At 71.1% G+C, this 23,683-nt stretch carries 18 protein-coding genes; 10 read left to right on the top strand and 8 right to left on the bottom strand.

Going from position 1 to position 23,683, the window contains the following annotated elements:
* Nucleotides 1-53 precede the first annotated feature (53 nt).
* Nucleotides 54-755 (bottom strand): SDR family oxidoreductase, encoded by a 702-nt coding sequence (locus ABT114_RS13165; protein WP_351141780.1) that lies wholly within the window; start codon nucleotides 753-755, stop codon nucleotides 54-56.
* Nucleotides 756-934: 179 nt separating this feature from the next.
* On the opposite strand from ABT114_RS13165, the gene ABT114_RS13160 reads away from it, so the two are divergent.
* The 5 genes from ABT114_RS13160 (at nucleotide 935) to ABT114_RS13140 (ending at nucleotide 6,792) form a co-directional block, all read left to right on the top strand.
* Nucleotides 935-2,422, top strand: coding sequence for a family 43 glycosylhydrolase (locus tag ABT114_RS13160; RefSeq protein WP_351141778.1), 1,488 nt, complete (start codon nucleotides 935-937; stop codon nucleotides 2,420-2,422).
* 29 nt (nucleotides 2,423-2,451) lie between these two features.
* On the top strand, nucleotides 2,452-3,900 hold the full coding sequence (locus tag ABT114_RS13155; RefSeq protein ID WP_351141776.1) for a family 43 glycosylhydrolase: 1,449 nt from the start codon (nucleotides 2,452-2,454) through the stop codon (nucleotides 3,898-3,900).
* A gap of 87 nt (nucleotides 3,901-3,987) precedes the next feature.
* The gene (locus ABT114_RS13150) at nucleotides 3,988-4,749 is read left to right on the top strand and encodes a polysaccharide deacetylase family protein (RefSeq protein ID WP_502988323.1); all 762 of its coding nucleotides are present in this window, start codon (nucleotides 3,988-3,990) and stop codon (nucleotides 4,747-4,749) included.
* Between the two features lie 128 nt (nucleotides 4,750-4,877).
* Nucleotides 4,878-5,318: an SRPBCC family protein gene (locus tag ABT114_RS13145; RefSeq protein WP_351141774.1), complete on the top strand. Its 441-nt coding sequence runs from the start codon at nucleotides 4,878-4,880 to the stop codon at nucleotides 5,316-5,318.
* Between the two features lie 169 nt (nucleotides 5,319-5,487).
* On the top strand, nucleotides 5,488-6,792 hold the full coding sequence (locus tag ABT114_RS13140; RefSeq protein WP_351141772.1) for a lanthionine synthetase LanC family protein: 1,305 nt from the start codon (nucleotides 5,488-5,490) through the stop codon (nucleotides 6,790-6,792).
* Here the strand turns inward: ABT114_RS13140 and ABT114_RS13135 are convergent.
* From ABT114_RS13135 to ABT114_RS13115, 5 genes are all read right to left on the bottom strand, one after another.
* Nucleotides 6,744-7,895 (bottom strand): XdhC family protein, encoded by a 1,152-nt coding sequence (locus ABT114_RS13135; protein WP_351141770.1) that lies wholly within the window; start codon nucleotides 7,893-7,895, stop codon nucleotides 6,744-6,746. The genes ABT114_RS13140 and ABT114_RS13135 overlap by 49 nt on opposite strands.
* A gap of 51 nt (nucleotides 7,896-7,946) precedes the next feature.
* Nucleotides 7,947-9,404: an NCS2 family permease gene (locus ABT114_RS13130; RefSeq protein WP_351141768.1), complete on the bottom strand. Its 1,458-nt coding sequence runs from the start codon at nucleotides 9,402-9,404 to the stop codon at nucleotides 7,947-7,949.
* A gap of 142 nt (nucleotides 9,405-9,546) precedes the next feature.
* Nucleotides 9,547-11,931 (bottom strand): xanthine dehydrogenase family protein molybdopterin-binding subunit, encoded by a 2,385-nt coding sequence (locus tag ABT114_RS13125; protein WP_351141766.1) that lies wholly within the window; start codon nucleotides 11,929-11,931, stop codon nucleotides 9,547-9,549.
* Nucleotides 11,932-11,933: 2 nt separating this feature from the next.
* Nucleotides 11,934-12,506: a (2Fe-2S)-binding protein gene (locus ABT114_RS13120; RefSeq protein WP_351141764.1), complete on the bottom strand. Its 573-nt coding sequence runs from the start codon at nucleotides 12,504-12,506 to the stop codon at nucleotides 11,934-11,936.
* Complete coding sequence (locus tag ABT114_RS13115) at nucleotides 12,506-13,396, bottom strand: FAD binding domain-containing protein (protein WP_351141762.1); 891 nt, start codon at nucleotides 13,394-13,396, stop codon at nucleotides 12,506-12,508. Before ABT114_RS13115 ends, ABT114_RS13120 begins: the two co-directional genes overlap by 1 nt.
* Nucleotides 13,397-13,754: 358 nt before the next feature.
* Between ABT114_RS13115 and ABT114_RS13110 the strand changes: the two genes are divergently transcribed.
* Entirely contained in the window at nucleotides 13,755-15,425 is a 1,671-nt protein-coding gene (locus ABT114_RS13110; protein WP_351141760.1) for a PucR family transcriptional regulator, read from the top strand.
* 152 nt (nucleotides 15,426-15,577) lie between these two features.
* On the top strand, nucleotides 15,578-16,357 hold the full coding sequence (locus tag ABT114_RS13105) for a hypothetical protein (RefSeq protein WP_351141758.1): 780 nt from the start codon (nucleotides 15,578-15,580) through the stop codon (nucleotides 16,355-16,357).
* Between the two features lie 265 nt (nucleotides 16,358-16,622).
* Here ABT114_RS13105 and ABT114_RS13100 read toward each other — a convergent pair whose 3' ends face one another.
* Nucleotides 16,623-17,432, bottom strand: coding sequence for a GntR family transcriptional regulator (locus ABT114_RS13100; protein WP_351141756.1), 810 nt, complete (start codon nucleotides 17,430-17,432; stop codon nucleotides 16,623-16,625).
* Between the two features lie 167 nt (nucleotides 17,433-17,599).
* Between ABT114_RS13100 and ABT114_RS13095 the strand changes: the two genes are divergently transcribed.
* Both ABT114_RS13095 and ABT114_RS13090 read left to right on the top strand, forming a co-directional pair.
* Nucleotides 17,600-18,433 carry a (2Fe-2S)-binding protein gene (locus ABT114_RS13095; RefSeq protein ID WP_351141754.1) on the top strand — a complete coding sequence of 278 codons (834 nt, stop codon included), beginning with the start codon at nucleotides 17,600-17,602 and terminating at the stop codon, nucleotides 18,431-18,433.
* 303 nt (nucleotides 18,434-18,736) lie between these two features.
* Entirely contained in the window at nucleotides 18,737-19,783 is a 1,047-nt protein-coding gene (locus tag ABT114_RS13090) for a DUF2637 domain-containing protein (RefSeq protein WP_351141753.1), read from the top strand.
* Between the two features lie 107 nt (nucleotides 19,784-19,890).
* Here the strand turns inward: ABT114_RS13090 and ABT114_RS13085 are convergent, their stop codons facing one another.
* On the bottom strand, nucleotides 19,891-20,349 hold the full coding sequence (locus tag ABT114_RS13085) for an ATP-binding protein (protein ID WP_351141751.1): 459 nt from the start codon (nucleotides 20,347-20,349) through the stop codon (nucleotides 19,891-19,893).
* A gap of 252 nt (nucleotides 20,350-20,601) precedes the next feature.
* Here ABT114_RS13085 and ABT114_RS13080 point away from each other — a divergent pair, with 252 nt between their 5' ends.
* Nucleotides 20,602-23,619, top strand: coding sequence for an alpha-mannosidase (locus ABT114_RS13080; protein WP_351141749.1), 3,018 nt, complete (start codon nucleotides 20,602-20,604; stop codon nucleotides 23,617-23,619).
* The last annotated feature ends 64 nt before the right edge of the window (nucleotides 23,620-23,683 follow it).

The following is a 23,683-nucleotide window of genomic DNA, read 5'->3' as shown; positions in this document are numbered from 1 at the left end:
GCCGGGGCCGGTGGCCGCGCTGGTGTGGGCGCTGTTCTTCGCGCTGGGGCGCGTCACTGCGCGAGTTGCTCGTACAGCCCCTCCACGTCCCCGGACAGCGCCGACTTGACCCAGCGGGTGAGGTCGTCGGCCAGTACCTCGTGCGCGTCCGTCTCGATGCCGTCGAGAGCGGCCACGGCGATGTCGCGGGGGCTGGACTTGGGCGCGTCGATGCCCTCCGTCATGTCGGTGTCGACGTACCCCATGTGCAGTCCGGTGACGCCGATGCCGCGCGGTCGCAGTTCCAGGCGCAGGGAGTTGGTCTGCGACCACAGCGCCGCCTTGGTGGCGCCGTACGTGCTGCCGTTGGCGAACCAGGACAGCACGGAGTGGACGTTGAGGACATGGCCGCCGCCGTTGCGCTCGATGACGGGCACGAAGGCGCGGGTGACCAGCAGCGGTCCGAAGAAGTTGATCTCGAACTCCCGGCGCACGTCGTCGAGGCGGGCGTCGAGGTAGCGGGTGCCGGCCGAGACGCCCGCGTTGTTGATCAGCACGGTGACGTCCTGGGCCTGGGCGGCGGCCGCCGCCACGGAGGCGGGGTCCGTCACTTCCAGCGCCAGCGGGACGGCGTCGGGGTGGGTCACGGTGCGCGGGTCGCGGGCGGTGGCGTAGACCTTGGCGGCGCCGCGGGCGTACAGCTCCTCCACCAGGGCGCGGCCGACACCCCGGCTGCCGCCGGTGACGAGGACGGTGGCGTTCTTGATCGTGGTCATGTCCGACTCCAGGAAAGGCCCGGGGAAGTCCGGGGCACATGAGGAAACCGATCGGTTTCTCGCCATCGTAAACCGACCGGTTTCCACTGTCCACCTCATTGACGCGGACATGCCCCCCACCTATCTTCTGATCGATTTCACGAACCACGTTCGAAATTACGGACAAGGGACGGTCTCGTATGCCTCGGACCCATCGCAGACCCCTGTTTCTCTGCGTGCTCGCCGTACTGCTCGCGCTGGTGGCGGCCACGCAGCCGGCCTCCGCCGCGGAAGGACGCCCGTACACCAACCCGCTCAAGTCGTCCAAGGGTGCCGACCCCTGGCTGCAGTACTACAACGGCAACTACTACCTGATCACCACGACGTTCACGGGCGTCCTCGGCATGCGCAAGTCACCGACCCTGGCGGGCCTCGCCACCGCGCCCAACGTGCAGGTGTGGTCGGACACCACCTCGACGCGCAACACCAACATCTGGGCCCCGGAGATCCACTTCTTCAACGGCCACTGGTACCTGTACTACTCGGCCGGCCAGAGCGGCGTCTCCTGCTGCGACTCCCAGCGCACCCATGTCCTGGAGAGCTCCGGCACCGACCCGCTGGGCCCCTACACCTACAAGGGCTCGCTCACCGGCTCCAACCTCACTCCGAACGGCTGGCTGATCGACGCGAGCGTGCTGGAGTACGGCGGCAAGCTGTACCTGGTCGGCAGCGGCTTCGTGAACGGCAGCGCGCAGAGCCTGGTCATCGCGCCGATGAGCAACCCGTACACCCTGGCGAGCAGCACCTTCACCGTCATCTCCAGCCCCACGTACAGCTGGGAGACCTCGGGCGCGCCGGTCAACGAGGGCCCCGAGCCGCTCTACCACAACGGCCGGACGTTCCTCACGTTCTCCGCCAGCTACTGCCAGACGGCCGACTACAAGCTGGGCCAGCTCGAACTGACCGGCACCGACCCGCTCAGCGCCGCTTCCTGGACGAAGAAGTCGACCGCGGTCTTCCAGCGCAGTGACGCAGGCGGCGTCTACGGGCCCGGCCACAACGGCTTCTTCAGCTCACCGGACGGCACGGAGAACTGGATCGTCTACCACGCCAACTCCTCCTCCAGCGGAGGCTGTGGCAACGGACGGACCACCCGCGCCCAGAAGTTCACCTGGAACGCCGACGGCACCCCGAACTTCGGCACCCCGGTCGCGCTCGGCACCTCGCTGCCCGGCCCGTCGGGCGAGACCGCGGCGACGCCGACGTCGTACACCCTCGTCAACCGCAACAGCGGCAAGTGCCTGGACGTCGACGGCGGCAGCACCGCCAACGGCGCGAACGTCCTCCAGTGGACCTGCAACGGCGGGGCCAACCAGAAGTGGAAGGTCGAGGACCTCGCGGACGACACCAACCGCCTGGTCAACGTGGCCACCGGCGGCGTGCTCGACACCGCCGACTGCTCCGCCGCGGACGGCGCCGACCTCCGGCAGTGGTCGTGGCTGAACAACACCTGCCAGCGCTATCGCCTGGTGTTCACCGCCTCCGGCGACTACGTCCGGATCGTCAACGAGAACAGCGGCAAGGTCGCCGACGTGGCGGACTGCGGCACCGCGGACGGCACCGACGTACGGCAGTGGACGTGGCTGAACAACACCTGCCAGCAGTGGCAGCTCGTGCCGACCACCTGATCACTCCCCCTGATCCGGAGAGAACCCCCTTGAGACGCAACGCCGTACGCCTGCTGCTGGCGGTGCTGGTGGCCCTCACCGCCGCCCTCACCGGCCCGGGCACCGCCGCGCACGCCGCCGTGCCCGACTCCCCCGCCGTGACCTACACCAACCCCGTAGCCGAGAAGCGCGCCGACCCGCAGATCTACAAGCACACCGACGGCTACTACTACTTCACGGCGACCGTGCCCGAGTACGACCGCATCGTGCTGCGCCGGGCCACCACCCTCCAGGGCCTGTCGACGGCCGCCGAGACCACGATCTGGACCAAGCACGCCAGCGGTCTGATGGGCGCCCACATCTGGGCGCCGGAGATCCACTACATCGACGGCAAGTGGTACGTGTACTTCGCGGCCGGCTCCACCAGCGACGTGTGGGCCATCCGCATGTACGTCCTGGAGGGCACCGGCGCCAACCCGCTCACCGCGACCTGGTCGGAGAAGGGCCAGATCACGACGGCGTGGCAGAGCTTCTCGCTCGACTCCACGACCTTCGTCGTGAACGGCGTCCGCTACCTCGCCTGGGCCCAGCGCAACCCGGCCGAGGACAACAACACCAGCCTCTTCATCGCCAAGATGGCCAACCCCTGGACGATTCAAGGGACTCCGGCGGAGATCTCCCAGCCCACACTGTCCTGGGAGACCGTCGGCTACAAGGTCAACGAAGGACCGGCGGTCATCCAGCACGGCGGCAAGGTCTTCATGTCGTACTCGGCGAGCGCCACCGACGCCAACTACTGCCTGGGCCTGCTGACCGCGTCCGCCACCGCCGACCTGACCGACCCGGCGTCCTGGACCAAGAGTTCGCAGCCGGTCTTCAAGAGCAACGACGCGACCTCTCAGTACGGTCCGGGCCACAACTCCTTCACCGTCTCCGAGGACGGCAAGTCCGACGTCCTCGTCTACCACGACCGCAGCTACAAGGACATCAGCGGCGACCCGCTGAACGACCCCAACCGCCGTACCCGCGTGCAGAAGCTGTACTGGAACGCCGACGGCACCCCGAACTTCGGCATCCCGGTCGCCGACGGGGTCACCCCGCAGCGCTTCTCCTCGTACAACTACCCGGACCGTTTCATCCGCCACTACGACTACCGGGCGCGGATCGACGCGAACGTCACCACCCTCGCCGACTCCCAGTTCCGCGTGGTCACCGGCCTCGCCGGCTCGGGCACCGTCTCGCTGGAGTCGGCCAACAACCCCGGCTACTACCTGCGGCACAAGAACTTCGAGGTGTGGCTGGAGAAGAACGACGGCACGTCCCAGTTCGCCTCGGACGCGACCTTCTACCAGCGGGCGGGACTCGCCGACTCCGCCGGGATCGCGTACGAGTCGTACAACTACCCGGGCCGGTACGTCCGCCACTACGACTACCTGCTGTACGTCCAGACCCCGAGCACGACCACGGACAAGGGGGACGCGACCTTCTACGCCCAGTAGTGACGCGCGCGCGGAACGCGGACAGGACTATACACCGCGTATATACTCGCTGTGTATAGTCCCAACATGCCTTCTCGGACCAAGAAGATGAAGAAAACGGGGGCCGGGTTGCGTGCCGTCACCATGTCGGTGGCGGCCGCTTCCCTGGCACTGGCTCTGACCGGGTGCACCCGGCTCGAGACCACGGCACCGAGCTCCGCCCGCGCCCACCCCACCGCCCAGGCCCGTTTCGGGACCGTCGACTGCAGTGAGGCGAAGTGCATCGCGCTCACCTTCGACGCCGGGCCGAGCGAGAACTCCGCCCGCCTGCTGGACATCCTGAAGGAGAAACAGGTCCCGGCGACCTTCTTCCTGTTGGGCAAGAACCACATCGAGAAGTACCCAGAGCTCGTCAAGCGCATGGCGGCCGAGGGCCACGAGGTGGCCAGCCACACCTGGGACCACAAGATCCTCACCCGGATCGAGCCGGAGGAGATACGCGAGGAACTCGAGCGGCCCAACAAGGAGATAGAGCGCCTCACCGGACACCGGCCGACGCTCATGCGCCCGCCCCAGGGCCGTACGAACGACACCGTGCACGCCATCTGCCGCGAGCTCGGCATGTCGGAGGTCCTGTGGAGCGTGACCGCCAAGGACTACACGACGAACGACTCCGCCCTGATCCAGAAGCGCGTCCTCGCCCAGTCGTCCCGGGACGGGATCATCCTGCTGCACGACATCTACCCGGGGACCGTGCCCGCGGTACCCGGGATCATCGACGCGCTGAAGGAGCGGGGGTACGTGTTCGTGACGGTGCCGCAGCTGCTGGCGCCGGGGAAGGCGGAACCCGGCAAGGTGTACCGGCCATGAGCCGTCGACCTCGTCGCGGCACACCCGGTGTTTCCCTGTACGTCTCCTTGGCGACACCCCACTCGGCGAATGGGGTGACTCGGGGGCGAACGCGTAGGTGACCCGGACCACTTGCTTACGATCGTCCCGTGGTCAACTTCCAACTCGAACGCACGGTACCGCTCCCCCTCGACGAGGCATGGCGCCGGCTCACGGAATGGCCCCGGCATGGCGACGTGGTCCCCCTGACCCGAGTCACCGTGGTCACACCCCCGCCGACCCACGAGGGCACGCTGATCGTGGCGCGTTCGGGGATCGGCCCGCTCTCCTTCGACGACCGGATGGAGGTCACCGTCTGGCAGCCACCGTACGAGGACGAACCGGGCCTGTGCCGCCTGGAGAAGCGGGGCCGGGTCGTCCTGGGCTGGGCCGAGATCGAGGTGCGGCCGGGGCCCGGAGGACGGGCCCGGGTGATCTGGCGGGAGGAGCTGCGGGTGCGCCTGCTGCCGTCCCTCTTCGACCCGCTCCTGCGCGTGGCGGCGCGCTCGGTCTTCGGGCGGGCGGTGAACCGCCTGCTCCGCCGGCCGTGACACCGCTCGCCCGGCACCTGGTACGACCTGGAGCCGGGCGGGGTGCGCTGCTTCGTGATGCGCCCCTGAACCCTCTGGTCGGACGCCCCGCCGCATGTCAGGGTGGGGACGTGGAGGCGGGAACGTAGCCGCGGGGAAGATGACGGCGGAGAACATGACGGCGGGGAACATGACTTCGGCGAATGTGACGGTCGAGGAAGTAGAGGCCCTGGCCGCGGACGCCCTCCGCTGGCTGCTCGGCGCCGCGCGGGACACCGGGGACGGCGGGCTCGCCTGGCCCGTCAGGCCCTCGGACGCCGACACCGACCCGATGCTCTACAACGGGACGGCCGGGGTCGTCCCGGTGCTTCTGGAGGCAGGGCGGCACTTCGACAACGACGCGTACGCCGACATCGCCCTGCGCGCGGCGCGCGGTCTCGCCGCCGCCGTCGACGACTACCCGGACGACTCGCTGTACTTCGGCCTCACCGGCATGGCGCTGGTGCTGCGGACCGTCCACCGCGAACTGGGCGACAGCGCGGCCGGCGCCGCGGCGGACCGGGCCCTGGAGCGCGTGCGGTCCCGGTTCGACGGGAGCCGCTGGGGCGACCTGTTCGAGCTGATGGGCGGCAACGCGGGTATCGGCCTCGGCGCGCTGGCGGCAGGCGACCCCGACCTGGCCGTACTCGCCCTGGAGCCCTACGCGCGCACGGCCGAGGCGACTCCGGCGGGCGTCACCTGGGAGTTCCGCCGCGGCGTGGTGGAGCGGCTGCACCACATTTCGCACGGCACCCTCGGCATCGCGTACGCCCTGGCCTCCGTCGGAACGGACACCGGCCGCCCGGACCTGGTGGAGCTGGCGCGGGCCGGTGTCGCGGACGTGGTGGCCCGCGACGAGGCCGGACCGGCGGGCTTCCTCGTCCCCCACTCCGACCCGCAGTACCTCCCCGACCTGATCGAGCGGCACAGTTACGGCTGGTGCCATGGCCCGGCCGGCGACGCCCAGGTCTTCCGGCTGCTCAGGGACGCCCTCGCCGAACCTGTCTGGTCGGACCTCGCCGACCGCTGCTGGCACACCGTGACCCACTCCGGTCTGCCGCGCCGGCTGCGCCCCGGCTTCTGGGACAACAACGGCCGCTGCTGCGGCACTTCGGGCGTCCTGGCGCTGGCCTGCGACCGGATGGCCGAGCAGGGGGACGCCCCGCACTTCGCCCGTCTCCTGGTCGCGGACCTCGCCGCGCGGGCGACCCGGGACGCCGACGGCGCACGCTGGTCGAACGTCGAGCACCGGGCCACGCCGAGCGACCTCGAACCGCAGACCGGGTGGGCGATGGGCAACGCGGGCATCGCACGCGAACTGCTGCGCTATGTGCGGGTGAGCCAGGGCGACGACCCGGGCTACGCGTTCGCCTGGCCGGACCAGCCGGCGGTGCGTCGGAGCGCGGTTCAGGCGACCGACCCGATCCGGCCCGCCGGCACCGACGTCACGTCGTGATGGATCGGCGTGTGCGCGCCGGTCAGGGAAACCCCGCTGCCGCCACGGCGGTTGGCGACGATCTCCGCCGCGATCGACAGGGCGGTCTCCTCGGGCGTACGGGCGCCCAGGTCGAGGCCGATGGGTGACCTGAGCCGCGCCAACTCCAGCTCCGTCACCCCGACCTCCCGCAACCGCTGGTTGCGGTCCAGGTGGGTGCGGCGGGAGCCCATCGCGCCGACGTACGCCACCGGCAGTCGCAGCGCGAGCCGGAGCAGGGGTACGTCGAACTTGGCGTCGTGGGTCAGGACGCACAGGACGGTGCGGGCGTCGACGTCCGTGCGCTCCAGGTACTTGTGCGGCCACTCGACGACGATCTCGTCGGCCTCGGGGAAGCGGGTTCGGGTCGCGAACACCGGGCGGGCGTCGCACACCGTCACGTGGTAGTTGAGGAACTTGCCGATCCTGACCAGCGCCGACGCGAAGTCGATCGCACCGAAGACGATCATCCGGGGCGGCGGGACCGACGACTCGACCAGGACCGTGAGCGGTGCTCCGCAGCGTGAGCCCTGCTCTCCGATCTCCAGGGTGCCCGTGCGGCCGGCGTCCAGGAAGGCCGTCGCCTCGGCCGCGACCGTGCGGTCCAGTTCCGGGTGCGCGCCGAAGCCGCCCTCGTACGAGCCGTCCGGGCGGACGAGCAGGGCGCGCCCCGCCAGTTCCGCCGGGCCCCGTACGATCCGCGCCACCGCCGCCGCCTCCCCGGTCGCGGCGGCGGACAGCGCGGACGCGACCACCGGTCGGACGGGGTCGCCGACCCGTACCGGTGTGACGAGGATGTCGATGATGCCGCCGCAGGTCAGACCGACGGCGAAGGCGTCCTCGTCGCTGTAGCCGAAGCGCTCCAGGACCACTTCCCCTTCCTGCAGCGCCTGTTGGCACAGGTCGTACACCGCGCCCTCCACACACCCGCCGGAGACCGAGCCGATCGCCGTGCCGTCGGCGTCCACCGCGAGGGCGGCGCCGGGCTGGCGGGGCGCGCTGCCGCCGACGGCCACCACGGTGGCGACGGCGAAGTCGCGGCCCTGCTCGACCCACCGGTGCAGCTCTTCGGCGATGTCCAGCATGTCTCGGTCTCCTTAACAGCGGTTGCGTGAAAGGCGCTTGTCACCAGCCGGCTAGTGCACGCCCAGCCAGCTTTCGATGGGGTTCAGGGCGTAGTAGACGAGGAAGATCGCCGTCAGGCCCCACATGAACGACCCGATCTCCCGGGCCTTGCCCTGGGCGATCCTGATGGCGACGTACGAGAGGACTCCGGCCGCCACGCCCGCCGTGATGGAGTACGTGAACGGCATGATCACGACGGTCAGGAAGACCGGGATCGCGGTGGCGCGGTCGGCCCAGTCCACATGGCGGGCGTTCATCATCATCATGGCGCCGATGACCACCAGGGCCGCGGCCGCGACCTCGCCGGGCACGATCGCCGTGAGGGGGGTGAAGAACAGACAGGCGGCGAAGAAGAGTCCGGTGACCACGGACGACAGGCCCGTACGGGCTCCCTCGCCGACGCCCGTCGCCGACTCGACGAACACGGTCTGGCCCGACGCGCCGGCGACACCGCCGATCGCGCCGCCCGCGCCGTCGATGAACAGCGCCTTGGACAGGCCCGGCATCCGGCCCTGCTCGTCGGCGAGCCTGGCCTCGGTGCCGACGCCGATGATCGTCGCCATGGCGTCGAAGAAGCCGGCCAGCACGAGCGTGAAGACGATCATGCCGACCGTCATCGCGCCGACGTCGCCCCAGCCGCCGAACTCGACCTCGCCGAAGAGCGAGAAGTCCGGCATGGAGACCGCGCTGCCATGCAACTGTGGTGCCCCGCTTGCCCATTGCCCGGGGTCGATGGCCCCCACCGCGTTGAGCACCACCGCGAGAACCGTGCCGCCGACGATGCCGATCAGGATCGCGCCGGGGACCCCCCGGGCCTGGAGCATGAAGATCGCCAGGAGGGTCAGGGCGAAGAGCAGGACGGGCCAGCCGGCGAGTTCACCGGTCGGGCCGAGGGTGACCGGGGTCGCCTTGCCCTGGTGCACGAAGCCGGCCTTGTAGAAGCCGATCAGGGCGACGAACAGGCCGATGCCCATGGTGATCGCGTGCTTGAGTGCCAGTGGAATCGCGTTCATGATCATCTCGCGTAGGCCGGTGACGACCAGGAGCATGATGACCACGCCGTACATCACGCACATGCCCATGGCCTGCGGCCAGGTCATCTGCGGGGCGACCTGTGAGGACAGGACGCCGGAGACGGAGAGTCCGGCGGCGAGGGCGAGGGGCACCTTGCCGAAGAAGCCCATCAGCAGCGTGGTGACCGCCGCCGCGAACGCGGTCGCGGTGATCAGGGCCTGCTGGCCGAGGGTGTTCCCCGCCGCGTCCTTGCCGGACAGGATGAGCGGGTTGAGCAGGAGGATGTACGCCATCGCCATGAAGGTGGTGACGCCGCCGCGCACTTCGCGCGCGACCGTGGATCCCCGCCGGGATATGTGAAAGTACCGGTCGAGCCAGGACCTGCCGGCCGGGACGCGGGTTCCCGCACCCGCGTCTTCGGCGGTGGTCCTGGGCTCCACTGACTGCTGGGTCATGGTGCCGTCTCCCAAGGTTCATAGGGGCACCCGCGCATCCGCCCTGGCGGACGCGGGTTTTGGGAAGGTGCACGACCCGGGGGACGGCCCGAGACGAACTTGGTGTGCTGCGGACGTCGGACTCGCGTGGCCCTGAGCGGCCTTACGCGGTTCCGGTCAGGTGCTCCGGGCGTACCGGCGTCCGGTTGAGCTCCAGACCCGTCGCGTTCCGGATGGCCGCGAGGACCGCCGGGGTGGACGACAGGGTCGGGGCCTCGCCGATGCCGCGCAGCCCGTACGGGGCGTGGTCGTCGGCGAGTTCGAGCACGTCGACCGGGATGGTCGGCGTGTCGAGGATGGTGGGGATCAGGTAGTCCGTGAAGGAGGGGTTCCTGACCTTCGCCGTCTTCGGGTCGACGATGATCTCCTCCATGACCGCCACGCCGAGCCCCTGGGTCGTACCGCCCTGGATCTGGCCGATGACGGACAGCGGGTTGAGCGCCTTGCCGACGTCCTGGGCGCAGGCCAGTTCGATGACCTTGACCAGGCCGAGCTCGGTGTCGACCTCGACGACGGCGCGGTGCGCGGCGAAGCTGTACTGCACGTGGCCGTTGCCCTGACCGGTGCGCAGGTCGAAGGCCTCGGTCGGCCGGTGCCGCCACTCCTCCTCGACCTCGACGGCCTCGTCGCCGAGGACGTCCACCAGGTCGGCGAGGACCTCGCCGCCGTCGGTGACGACCTTGCCGCCCTCCAGGAGCAGTTCGGCCGTGGCCCAGGCGGGGTGGTACGTACCGAACTTGCGGCGGCCGATCTCCAGGACCTTCTCGCGGACGATCTCGCAGGCGTTCTTCACGGCGCCGCCGGTGACATACGTCTGGCGGGACGCGGAGGTCGAACCCGCCGAGCCCACCTGCGTGTCCGCCGGGTTGATCGTCACCTGGGCGACGCCCAGCTCGGTGCGGGCGATCTGGGCGTGGACGGTGACACCGCCCTGGCCGACCTCCGCCATCGCGGTGTGCACGGTGGCGACGGGTTCGCCGCCGACGACCTCCATGCGGACCTTCGCCGTCGAGTAGTCGTCGAAGCCCTCGGAGAAGCCGACGTTCTTGATGCCGACCGCGTAGCCGATGCCGCGTACGACGCCTTCTCCGTGCGTGGTGTTGGACAGACCGCCGGGCAGCTGTCGTACGTCCGCGCCCTCGCTGCTCTCCCACTGGCGCTCCGGCGGCAGCGGCATCGCCTTGACGCGGCGCAGGAGTTCGGCGACCGGCGCCGGGGAGTCGACCGGCTGGCCGGTCGGCAGGAGCGTGCCCTGCTCCATGGCGTTGAGCTGCCGGAACTTCACCGGATCCAGGCCGAGTTGCGCGGCCACCTTGTCCATCTGCGCCTCGTAGGCGAAGCACGCCTGGACCGCGCCGAAGCCGCGCATGGCGCCGCAGGGCGGGTTGTTGGTGTAGAGGGCGATGGCCTCGACCTCGACGTCGTCGACGACGTACGGGCCGATACCGAGCGAGGAGGCGTTGCCGACGACCGCGGGGGACGCGGAGGCGTACGCGCCGCCGTCCAGGAGGATGCGGCACTTGACGTGGGTCAGCTTGCCGTCCTTGGTCGCCCCGTGCTCGTAGTAGAGCCGGGCCGGGTGGCGGTGGACGTGGCCGAAGAAGGACTCGAAGCGGTTGTAGACGATCTTGACGGGCTTGCCGGTGCGCAGCGCCAGCAAGCAGGCGTGGATCTGCATCGACAGGTCCTCGCGGCCGCCGAACGCGCCGCCGACGCCGGCCAGCGTCATGCGGACCTTGTCCTCGGGCAGGCCGAGCACGGGCGCGATCTGGCGCAGGTCGGAGTGGAGCCACTGGGTGGCGATGTAGAGGTGGACGCCGCCGTCCTCCTCGGGCACGGCGAGACCGGACTCGGGGCCGAGGAAGGCCTGGTCCTGCATGCCGAAGTAGTACTCGCCCTTGACGATCACGTCGGCCCGCTCGGCGGCCTCGGCGGCGTCGCCGCGGATGATCGGCTGGCGGTGGACGATGTTCGGGTGCGGGACGTGGCCGATGTGGTGGTCGGTGCGGCCCTCGTGGACGAGGATGGCGTCCGGTGCGGTCGCGGAGGCCTCGTCGGTGATGACCGGCAGCTCGCGGTATTCGACCTTGATCTTGGCGGCGGCGCGGCGCGCGGTCTCCGGGTGGTCGGCGGCGACGATGGCGACCGGCTCGCCGTGGTGGCGTACCTTGCCGTGCGCGAGGACCGGGGTGTCCTGGATCTCCAGGCCGTAGTTCTTCACGTCGGTCGGCAGGTCGTCGTAGGTCATGACGGCATAGACGCCGGGCTGCGCGAGGGCCTCGCTCGTGTCGATCGAGACGATCTCGGCGTGCGCGACCGGGGAGCGCAGGATCTGGCCCCAGAGCATGTCCTCGTGCCACATGTCGGACGAGTACGCGAACTCGCCGGTGACCTTGAGGGTGCCGTCCGGGCGGAGCGTGGACTCGCCGATGCCGCCCTTGGTCCGGGAACCCTGGGTGATCTTCGTGGGTGCGCCGTTGGTCGGCATCGTCAGACCGCCTCTCCCTGCCGGGCGGCCGCCAGGCGGACCGCGTCCATGATCTTCTCGTAGCCGGTGCAGCGGCACAGGTTGCCCGACAGGGCCTCGCGGATGTCCGCGTCGGTCGGGTTCGGGTTGTGCTCCAGCATCTCGTCGGCGGCGACGAGGAGGCCCGGCGTGCAGAAGCCGCACTGGACGGCGCCGGCGTCGATGAACGCCTGCTGGACCGGGGAGAGTTCGGTGCCTTCGCCGGTGTGGGAGTCGGTGCCCTTCGCCTGCCACCGCTGAGCCTCGTCGAGCGTCGTGCCGCACGCGGCCGTACCGCAGGACCGCTGCTTGGCGTACTCCGCCAGCCCCTCGACCGTGACGACCTCACGGCCCTCCACCTGGCCCGCCGCCACCAGGCAGGAACACACCGGCACGCCGTCCAGACGGACCGTGCAGGAGCCGCACTCGCCCTGCTCGCAGGCGTTCTTGGAACCGGGGAGGCCCAGGCGCTCGCGCAGCACGTAGAGCAGGGACTCGCCCTCCCAGACGTCGTCGGCTTCCTGCGGACGGCCGTTGACCGTGAAATTGACGCGCATCACGCGACTCCCTCCGTGCGGGCGGCGGTGCCGCGATACGACTCCCAGGTCCAGGTCAGGGTGCGGCGGGCCATGACTCCGACCGCGTGGCGGCGGTAGCTCGCGGTGCCCCGGACGTCGTCGATCGGGTTGCAGGCGCCGGAGCACAGGTCCGCGAACTGCTTGGCGACCGACGGGGTGATGATCTTTCCGTTGTCCCAGAAGCCGCCCTCTTCGAGCGCCGCGTTCAGGAACTCCTCCGCGGCCTTCGCCCGGACAGGGGTGGGCGCGGCGGAGCCGATGCCGGTGCGGACCGTGCGGGTCTGCGGGTGCAGGGCCAGGCCGAAGGCGCACACCGCGATCACCATCGCGTTGCGGGTGCCGACCTTGGAGTACTGCTGCGGGCCGTCGGCCTTCTTGATGTGCACCGCGCGGATCAGCTCGTCGGCGGCGAGCGCGTTGCGCTTCACACCGGTGTAGAAGGCGTCGATCGGGATCAGGCGCGAGCCGCGCACCGACTCGACCTCGACCTCGGCGCCGGCCGCCAGCAGGGCGGGGTGGGCGTCGCCGGCCGGGGAGGCGGTGCCGAGGTTGCCGCCGACGCCGCCGCGGTTGCGGATCTGCGGAGAGGCGACCGTGTGCGAGGCGAGGGCCAGACCCGGCAGCTCGGCGCGCAGACTCTCCATGATCTTCGAGTACGGGACGGAGGCTCCCAGCCGCACGCTCTCCTCGCCGACCTCCCACTCGTAGAGGTCGCCGATGCGGTTCAGGTCGAGCAGGTACTCGGGCCGGCGGTGGTCGAAGTTGATCTCGACCATCACATCGGTGCCACCCGCAATCGGCACAGCTGTGGGGTGCTCGGCCTTAGCGGCGAGCGCCTCCTCCCAGCTGGCGGGGCGAAGGAAGTCCATGACCGGCTCTCTTCTTCTTCGTCTCGTGGGTCGTACGGATCGAGCCAGATCGTGTGCGGCGGGGCCGGCTCGTTCATGTGCTGTTTACGCGGAGTGGGCTCAGTACACCGCGCGGTACTCCGACGGGGTCAGTCACCGAAACCATGAAGGAGTTGGCTGGCCAGCACGGGCATCTTGTAGATTCGTATGAACGGAGGGCATCAGTAACCTCTTGGTTTTCCTGTGGAAACGTGAGACTCGGCCCGGTCCCTCCGGGCCGACGTGCTCCCGCGCCGAGAACCCTCTCGCCGGGTCCCCTCACCACAAGACCCTTCAAGATTCATCGTAGATTTCGAGACAAAGAACGGCGGCGACGAGAATGCGGCTGCGCGCACTGCTGGAGACCGATGCGCTGGGCCTGCGGCTGCTGGGCGGCGAGGACGAGCTCGACCGCACCGTACGCGGTGTGATGACCACCGACCTCAAGGACCCCAGCCGCTATCTGGCGGGCGGTGAGCTGGTGCTGACAGGACTGGCGTGGCGCCGGGACGCCGAGGACTCCGAGCCGTTCGTACGGACCCTGGCGGTGGCCGGGGTGGCGGGTGTCGCCGCCGGTACGGCCGAGTTCGGGTACGTGCCCGAGGACCTGGTCGTGGCCTGCGCCCGGCACCGGCTGCCGCTGTTCGCGGTGCACGAGTCGGTGGCGTTCGCGACGATCACCGAGCACGTCGTCCGGCAGGTGTCCGGTGAGCGCGCCGGGGACCTCGCGGCCGTGGTCGACCGGCACCGCCGGATGATGACCTCGGGCCCGGCGGGCGGCGGCCCGGACGTGGTCCTCGATCTGCTCGGCTCGGACCTGGACCTGCGGGCCTGGGTCCTCTCCCCGGCCGGCCGGCTCATCGCGGGCCCGAAGACGGGCCCCGCACTGTCTGCCGAGGTGTGCGCCAGGCTGGCCGCGGAACACCTGACCGCCACCCGCACGGGCCGGCACAGGCCGCACCGGGTGACGCTCGGCACCGCCACGTACTCGCTCTTCCCGATCCGCAGCAGCAGCCGTTCCCCGCGGGGCTCCCGGGACGTGCGCGAGACCGTGCTGTCCGACTGGCTGCTGGCGGTGGAGGCGGACGCCGGGGACTGGCCCGCGGAGCGGCTCGACCTGCTCCAGGGCGTCACCCAGCTGATCGCGGTCGAGCGGGACCGGCGGGACGCGGCGCGCACGGTCCGGCGGCGTCTGGCGCAGGAGGTGCTCGAACTGGTGCAGACGGGCGCGGCGCCCGCCGAGATCGCGGCGCGGTTGCGGGTCGCGGCGCCGGTGCTGCTGCCGGGCCTCGGGGCGGCCCCGCTCTGGCAGGTGGTCGTGGCCCGGGTCGAGTGGGAGGGCGCCGGCATCGAGGGCGGCCCGGTCGCCCAGTCGCTCCTGGAGGAGATCCTGGTCGACCCGCTCGCCACCGGTCCCGAGCCCTCCGACCGCATCGCCGTCGCCCACACGGGCGACGAGGCCATCGCGCTCGTACCGCTGCCGGCCGTGTCGAGCGAGCACGACGGCTCCGAGGCCGGGGTCCTCGCCGACGTACTCCTGGAGTCCGTACGGGACCCGCTGTCGGCCGGCCTCGACGACGACGGGCGGCTCACGCTCGGCGTCAGCGCGGCCGTGCACTCGGCGGAGGGACTGCGCGGGGCGCTGGAGGAGGCACGGCACGCCCGGCGGGTGGCGGCGGCGCGCCCCGGCCGGGTCTGCGCGGCGGGCCACCAGGAACTGGCCTCGCACGTGCTCCTGCTGCCCTTCGTGCCGGACGACGTCCGCCGGGCCTTCACCGCCCGTCTGCTGGACCCGTTGCGCGACTACGACCGCCGCCACCGCGCCGAGCTGATCCCCACCCTGGAGGCGTTCCTCGACTGCGACGGCTCCTGGACCCGGTGCGCGTCCCGGCTGCACCTGCACGTCAACACGTTGCGGTACCGGGTGGGGAGGATCGAGCAGTTGACGAGCCGTGACCTGTCGCGGCTCGAGGACAAGCTGGACTTCTTCCTGGCGTTGCGCATGAGCTGAGGTCACGGCGGCGTGGGACGGAAGGGGATCAAGCGCTCTCCCCGTCCCACGACTTTGTGAAATCCTTCACCCACCCCCTTGGCCAGGCGCCAGGATTGGTGCTGGAATGCCGCCACCACTCAAAGCTCGATGGCGTGCTCGGGGAGGGCAACGTGGCGCATACCGCCATGTCTGGTAACGGAACGACCGCTGGTGACGATCCCCTCCAGACCGCGGTATGGCGGTTGCGCTCACGCGCCTGCTGGGCCGACGCGGCGGCCCTGCTCCGGCCGGAGACCCCGGCCGCCGCGCTGCAGCGGGCCGCGTTGCTGGTCGAACGGTGTCTGTACACCGAGCAGGGCTGGCAGGACGCCGAGGACGCGCTGCGTACGGCCGAGGCGCTGGCGGCCGGTGACGAGGAGCGCGGCGCGGCAGCCTGCGAACGCGGGCAACTCGCCTACGCGGCGACGCTGCACGGCGTGCGCGACCGGGCGGACGAGGCGCGGGCCGCGCTGGGGCGGGCGGCGGCGCTGATCCCTCCGGGGGTGGCGGGGCGGGCCCTGCTGGACTTCCGTCGGGGGCTGCTCGCCGAGAACCTGTCGCGTTCCCCGCAGGCGGCACGCGCCGCCTACCGCCGGGCCCACGCGGGCGCCGCAGCGCACTCGGACGCACTGCTCCTGTCCTTCACCTGGCGCCATCTCGCGGGCCTCGCCCTCCGGGACGGCGAACTGGCAGAGGCCCGGCACGGCTTCGCCGAATCCCTCCGGATCCGGGAGGAGTTGGGCTACCTGGTCGGCACGGCACCCGCCCTGGCGTCCCTGGCGGACGCGGAGACAGAGCCGGAGGCAGCACGCCTGCGCGAGGAGGCCCGACGCCTGTACCGACTCCTCGGAGGCGTACCGACATGGCTGGCCCGACAACTGGCACCGACGCCACCGGCCGCGACGGCATAACGGCTCCGCCGGGCCACGGGCAGCCGCGCGCCACCCGGGCCGACACAGACGGGCACAGCCGACGACCCCTCAGCCGACCCGTCACACCACAGACAGCCGCACCACCCGCGCCGACACAGACCGGCACAGCCGATGCCCCCTCAGCCGACCCGTCAGACCGCGGGCAGTCGTGCCGCCGGGGCGGCACGGGTGGGCGCGGGCGGCAACCCGGCAGCGCCGGGCTGCGCGACCCACCCCGCACGGCAGCCCACGGCACGTGCGCGGCTCAGGACGCCCCGGCGAAGTGCTCCCGCACCAGGGACCGCACCACATCCAGGTCCCGCGCGGTCAGCGCCTCCAGCAGGGCCATGTGCTCCGCCGCGTCGGCCACCAGCTCCGCGCGCTGCTGCCGCACCGCACCCCCGACCAGAGGCCACTGCGCGCGGCGATGCAGGTCGTCGGCGATACGGACCAGCTGTTCGTTCCCCGCGAGGGCCAGCACCGCGCGATGGAAGCTGCGGTCGGACTCGGCGTACGTGGCGCGGCAGCCCGTGGACGCGGCGCGTACCGTCGCCTCGGCGAGCGGACGCAGCTCGGCCCAGCGGTCGGCCGGCACGGCGCGGGCGAGGCGCAACATCACCGGGACCTCGATCAGGCCCCTGACCTCGGCGAGCTCGGCCAGCTCGCGCGCGTCGCGCTCGATCACGCGGAACCCGCGGTTGGGGACGACCTCGACGGCCCCCTCCAGCGCGAGCTGCTGCATGGCCTCCCGCACGGGCGTCGCGGAGACCCCGAAGCGCTCGCCCAGCACGGGCGCCGAGTACACCTCGCCCGGCCTGAGCTCCCCGGTCACCAGCGCGGTGCGCAAAGCGTCGAGGATCTGCCCGCGCACCGAGGACCGCTGGACGGCGGGACGCGGGTGCGGGATCGGCTGCTCGCAGTGGGTGTGCTCGCCGCGGGCGGCGCCGGTCGACGGCACCTCGCGCTCGCGGTCCCGGCCCCGTTCCGCGGCCTGCGGCCGCGCCGGCACCCGGGCCTCTCCCGGACGCGTCTCGGGGATGCCCATCCCGGCGGAGCCCTGCGCGCTCGGCTTCACAGGCCCTCCTCCGGGCTTGTCGGTACTTGGGGTCATTACGGCGGGTTGCTACTCGTCCGTCAAGCACCTTAGGCGCAGAAGTCCCCCGTTCAAATCCCGACGTATGCGGGCTAAGGTAAGGCTTACCTTCAGTCGCCCTCAATCGACCGTGATTCGGTGGTCCCCGTATGCCCTTGCTCACATCGGCCGTCACGGACGCGTACGCCCGCCTCACCGAGGTCTACCCGGGGCTGGCCGTCACGGAGCTCGGCGCCGGGGAAGCCGCCCCCGAGGGCGACGGCTGGGTCGGCGCCGCTTCGCTCACGGACGACGGCGCCGGGCTCGAGGCCTTCCTGGCCTGGGACGACGCGCAGGTGGTGCGGGACTACGGACAGAAGGCACGCCCGGACGTCGTCGCGAGCTTCGGACTGCACCGGTACGCCTGGCCCGCCTGCCTGCTGATCACCGTGCCCTGGTTCCTGCACCGCCGGGTGCCCCGTATCCCCGTGACACACGTCTCGTACGACCGCACCGCCGGCCGCATGGCCGTCCGCGCCGCCTCCTTCGCCTGCCTGCCGGACGATCCCGCGGCGGCGCTGCCCGGCGCCCGGGTGGTCGCCGGCGAGGAGGCGCTGCGCGCGGAGGTACGCGCGGCGGTCGCCGAGCACATGGAGCCGGTACTCGCCGGGTTCGGACCGCGCATGCGGCGGCGCGGGCGCGCCCTGTGGGGCATGGTGACCGACGAGGTCGTCGAGGGGCTCTGGTACGTCGCCCACCTGCTCGGCGAGGAGCGGCGCGCCATGCGCGAGCTGGAGCTGCTGCTGCCGGGCGCGACCAAGCCGTACGTCGGCTCGGCCGCCTTCCGTGAGCTGACCGGGCCGGACGGCGAGCCGCTGCCCACCCGGGACCGGGCGAGCTGCTGCATGTTCTACACGGTGCGCCCGGAGGACACCTGCGCCACCTGCCCGCGCACCTGCGACGCCGACCGGGTCACCAAGCTGACGGCCGTCGCAGCGAGTTAACGCCCCCTCAGGACGGGACGCGTCCACGCGTCCCGTAAGATCACCCACGAACGCGACCCCCGTACGGTTACAGGCACTTCACAACTTCCTCACTTGCCGCAGGAACTTTCCGTGGAACCACCCGTACAGGTAGTCTTATTCGAACTCAACTCCCGCCCCTCACGCGGCAGTTCGAGCAGAACGCCGCCCTGGGCATCCCCTTGCACCTCCTTGGCGGCCTCTTGCCCCGAAACCCCCTGAGGGCCGGTGGAATTGGGCCACTATGGCGGGCGTTACGCCCTATCCCAATGCAAGGGACCCCAGATGAGATTGACCGACATATCGCTGAACTGGCTGCTTCCCGGCGCCGTACTACTCCTGGGCATGCTGGCGGCGGTTGCGGTGCTGGCGCGCGGAAAGCGCTCCTCGGGGAAGGACGCGAGCGCGGACGACTCGTGGGAGCGCAGCGAAGAGCGCCGCAGGCGCAAGGAGGCCATATACGGCACAGCCTCCTATGTACTGCTGTTCTGCTGTGCGGCCGTGGCCGCCGCGCTCTCCTTCCACGGCCTGGTCGGCTTCGGTGAGCAGAACCTCGGCCTCTCCGGCGGCTGGGAATACCTGGTGCCGTTCGGCCTGGACGGTGCGGCGATGTTCTGCTCCGTACTCGCGGTGCGCGAGGCCAGCCACGGCGACGCGGCCCTCGGCTCCCGGATACTCGTGTGGACGTTCGCGGGTGCCGCTGCCTGGTTCAACTGGGTTCACGCGCCCCGGGGCATCGGCCACGACGGCGCGCCGCAGTTCTTCTCCGGCATGTCCCTCTCCGCGGCGGTCCTGTTCGACCGCGCGCTGAAGCAGACCCGCCGGGCCGCGCTGCGCGAGCAGGGTCTGGTGCCGCGCCCGCTGCCGCAGATCCGCATCGTCCGCTGGCTGCGGGCCCCGCGCGAGACGTACAGCGCCTGGTCGCTGATGCTCCTGGAAGGCGTGCGCAGCCTGGACGAGGCGGTCGACGAGGTACGCGAGGACAAGCGTCAGAAGGAAGCGGCCCGACTGCGGCGCCGCGACAAGGAGCGGGTCGAGCGGGCGCAGCTCAAGGCGATCAGCCGGGGCCACCGCGGTTTCGTGGGCCGCGGCGGCGGCCGCCAGATGGAGGCACAGGCCCTCGAGCGTGGCTCCGAGCGAGCCGCCGCGGAGCCTGCCATATCCTCGCCGGAGCCCCTGCCGCCCGTGCCCTCACGTCCGTCCCTTCAGCCCGTACGGACCAGTTCTGACCCGATCACCGTCGACCTGACCACCGAGGACGACACCATGGCCCTGCCGCGCCTCGACTCCCTGGAGCGCAAGCTCAAGGACCTCGAGCAGCAGTTCGGCTGAGCCGACAGCCCGGGACCGGGCATCACGGGAGGGGGTGCGGCTCCGGCGAGCCGCACCCCCTCCCGTTCGTCATGAGCGTTCGTCATGAGCGTTCGTCATGCGGTTCGTCATGCGGCCTCCGCGTCGAGCTCGAACCACACCGCCTTCCCGACCCCGTGCGGCTGCACACCCCACGCGTCCGCGAGGGACTGCACCAGGACCAGACCCCTGCCGTGCGTACCGTCGTCGGTGTCCGGTACCCGCAGCCGGGGCCGGCGGGTGACGAAGTCCCGTACCTCCACCCGGAGCCCGTCGGGCCCGACGGTGGCGGTCAGCATTGCCTCGCGGTCGGTGTGCACGAGTGCGTTGGTGACGAGCTCGCTGGTGAGCAGCTCCGCTATCTCCGACCGACCCGGCTTCCCCCAGTGCCGTAGCAGTTCGCGCAGCGCCCGGCGTGCCTCGGGCACCGCCCGCAGGTCCGCCCGCCCCAGTCTGCGCCGCAGCTGCGGCGGCTGCGCCCGCTCCCCGGCGCCGTCGGCCTCTTCGTCCGCTGTCCTCGTGCTCGCCGAGGTGACGCCGATCGCCATGGGACCGCTCCCCCGTGCCTGCCTCTTCATGACCCCCCGCCCGCGCGCCGATGTCGGTTCCCCTCCAGCTCGAACACGTTCACGGGGATCCATGCCCCACAGGCACGGCGGCAGTCATGTCGAATCCTCAACGACCAGGTGTTCGGCCACGCGCACGGCGCCTCGGACGGATGCCAGGACACGTGTCCGCAGAGCCGCCCGGGCGGGTACAGGACATCTGACAGTGCCGTCCGAGCCGCCGAGGAGAGCGCCGTGCACGACGACCGAACCCTGGTGGAGGCGCGCCTGGAGCGCGCTCTGCGACAGTTCGTGCGGCCCGCGCAGTACGGGGCCAAGGTGCCGCTGGTCCTGTCCGTGTGGCACGTGCCGGGTGAGCCGGTGCCGGTGGACCAAGCCCTGCAGGCGGCCTACGAGCCCTTCACGACCGGCACGGAGTGGGGAAAGCCCTGGTCGACGAGCTGGTTCCGGTTGGAGGGGCGGGTGCCCGAGGAGTGGGCGGGCCGCCGGGTGGAGGCGGTGATCGACCCCGGGTTCACCGGCGACGGGCCCGGTTTCCAGGCGGAGGGGCTGCTGTACGACGCCGCCGGCGTGCCGCTGAAGGGAATTCACCCGCGCAACCGTCACCTGACCGTCGGCCACCCCGCGGGGGGAGGCGAGCCGGTCCATCTGCTCCTGGAAGCGGCGGCCAACCCGGCGGTACTGCACGGCTTCGAGCCGACGCACCTGGGAGACGTCCTGACCGCGGGGGATCGGCCCGTCTACCGATTCCGCTCTGCCGAACTGGCCGTACTCGAGGAGCACGTGTGGCAGTTGGTCCTCGACATCGAGGTGCTGTCGGAGCTGATGTACGAGCTGGCCGCGGACCGCCCGCGGCGCCACGAGATCCTGCGCGCCCTGGAGGACATGCTCGACACGCTCGACCTGCACGACGTGCCGGGCACCGCACCCGCGGCCCGCGCGGCCCTCACGGACGTCCTGTCCCGCCCGGCCTCGGCGAGCGCGCACCGCGTCTCGGCGACCGGGCACGCCCACATCGACTCGGCGTGGCTGTGGCCCCTGCGCGAGACCGTCCGCAAGGCCTCCCGCACCTTCGCCAACGTCACCGCGCTCGCCGCCGACTACCCCGAGCTGGTCTTCTCCTGTTCGCAGGCCCAGCAGTACGCGTGGGTGAAGGAGCACCAGCCGCACATCTGGGAGCGCATCAGGAAGGCGGTGCGGGACGGCAACTGGGCGCCGGTCGGCTCGATGTGGGTGGAGTCGGACGCCAACATGCCCGGCGGTGAGGCGCTGGCCCGCCAGATCACCCACGGCAGGCGCTTCTTCGCCGAGGAGCTGGACGTGGAGACCGAGGAGATCTGGCTGCCCGACTCCTTCGGCTACACCGCTGCCTTCCCGCAGCTCGCGAAGTTGGCCGGAATCCGCTGGTTCCTCACTCAGAAACTCAGCTGGAACCAGTCCAACCGCATGCCCCACCACACCTTCTGGTGGGAGGGCATCGACGGCACACGCGTCTTCACCCACTTCCCGCCGGTCGACACCTACAACTCGCAGCTGCACGGCCGCGAACTCGCCCACGCGGAACGCAACTTCGCCGACAAGGGCCGCGCCACCCGCTCCTTGGTCCCCTTCGGCTGGGGCGACGGCGGAGGCGGTCCCACGAGGGAGATGCTGGAGAAGGCGCGGCGCCTGCGTTCGCTGGAGGGCTCACCACGGGTGGAGATCGAAAAGCCCTCCGCCTTCTTCGCGGCCGCCGAGGAGGAGTACGGTCCGCACGCGCCGGTGTGGTCGGGCGAGCTGTACCTCGAACTGCACCGGGCCACCTACACCACGCAGGCCAAGACCAAGCAGGGCAACCGACGCTGCGAACACGCCCTGCGCGAGGCAGAGTTGTGGTGCACGACGGCGGCGGTGCGCAATCCGTCGTACGCCTACCCCTACGACGCCCTGGACCGGCTGTGGAAGACGGTGCTGCTGCACCAGTTCCACGACATCCTGCCGGGCTCGTCGATCGCGTGGGTGCACCGGGAGGCACGGGAGACGTACGCGCGCGTACTGGTGGAGCTGGCGGAGATCACGGCGGAGGCGGTGCGGGCGCTGGGGCCGGGCGAGCGGGCGGTGCTCAACTCATCGCCGTACGAGCGGACCGAGGTGGTCGGGGACGGCGTGGTGACGGTGCCGGGGCTGGGAACCGCGGCGATCACGGCGACAGCCTCCGAGGCCGTCCGGGCCGAACGCACGGGCGGCACCATCGTGCTGGAGAACGCCTGGACGCGGGTACGGATCGACGCCGACGGTCTGATCGAGTCCGTGCGGGACCTGAACGCCGACCGTGAAGTCCTGTGCGGCCGGGGCAACCTCCTCCAACTGCACCCCGACCACCCCAACGCCTGGGATGCCTGGGACATCGACCGGCACTACCGGCGCCGGCACACGGACCTGACGGACGCCGAGTCGGTGGAGCTGGTGGCGGACGGGCCGCTGCGGGCGACGGTGCGGGTCACCCGGACGTTCGGCAGGTCCCGGATCACCCAGGAGATCCGGCTGACGGCAGCGAGCCGCCGCCTCGACATCGTCACGGACGTCGACTGGCAGGAGTCCGAGAAGGTCCTCAAGGCCGCCTTCCCGGTCGATGTGCACGCCGAACGCTCCGCCGCCGAGATCCAGTTCGGCCACATCCACCGGCCCACCCACGCCAACACGTCCTGGGACACGGCTCGTTTCGAGATCTGCGCCCACCGCTGGCTGCGGGTCGCGGAGGAGGGCTACGGCGTTGCGGTCCTCAACGACTCGACGTACGGCCATGACGTGACCCGCACCCCGTACGAGGGCGGCCTCGGCACGACCGTACGCCTGACCCTGCTGCGTGCCCCGCACAGCCCCGACCCCGAGACCGACCTCGGGACGCACCGCTTCACGTACGCGCTGCTGCCGGGGGCGGGCGTCGGGGACGCGGTCGCGGAGGGGCTGGCGCTCAACCTGCCACTGCGGGTGACCGAGGCACCGCTCCTCGCGCCGCTGGTGCGCGTGGACGACCCGGCCGTGACGATCGAGTCGGTCAAGCTCGCGGACGACCGCAGTGGAGACGTGGTGGTACGGCTCTACGAGTCCCGGGGCGGGCGGGCCCGGTTCGAGCTGACGGCGGACTTCCCGGTGTCCCGGACAGAGGTGACGGATCTCCTCGAACGGCCGCGACCCGAGACGTCGGTGACCTCCGGCCCCACGGTCCTGCGGCCGTTCGAGATCCGCACCCTGAGACTGCGGCGGGCGTGAGTCGGCTGCTAAGACCGACCGGCAAATGGGGGGTGGGAGAAGGAGCGGGGCTGGGTGCGTGCAG

Source organism: Streptomyces sp. NPDC002088, assembly GCF_040296605.1.
Classification (GTDB): Bacteria; Actinomycetota; Actinomycetes; order Streptomycetales; family Streptomycetaceae; genus Streptomyces.
Note: the sequence above shows the minus strand (reverse complement) of the source record. Positions and strands in the feature narration are given on the sequence as shown.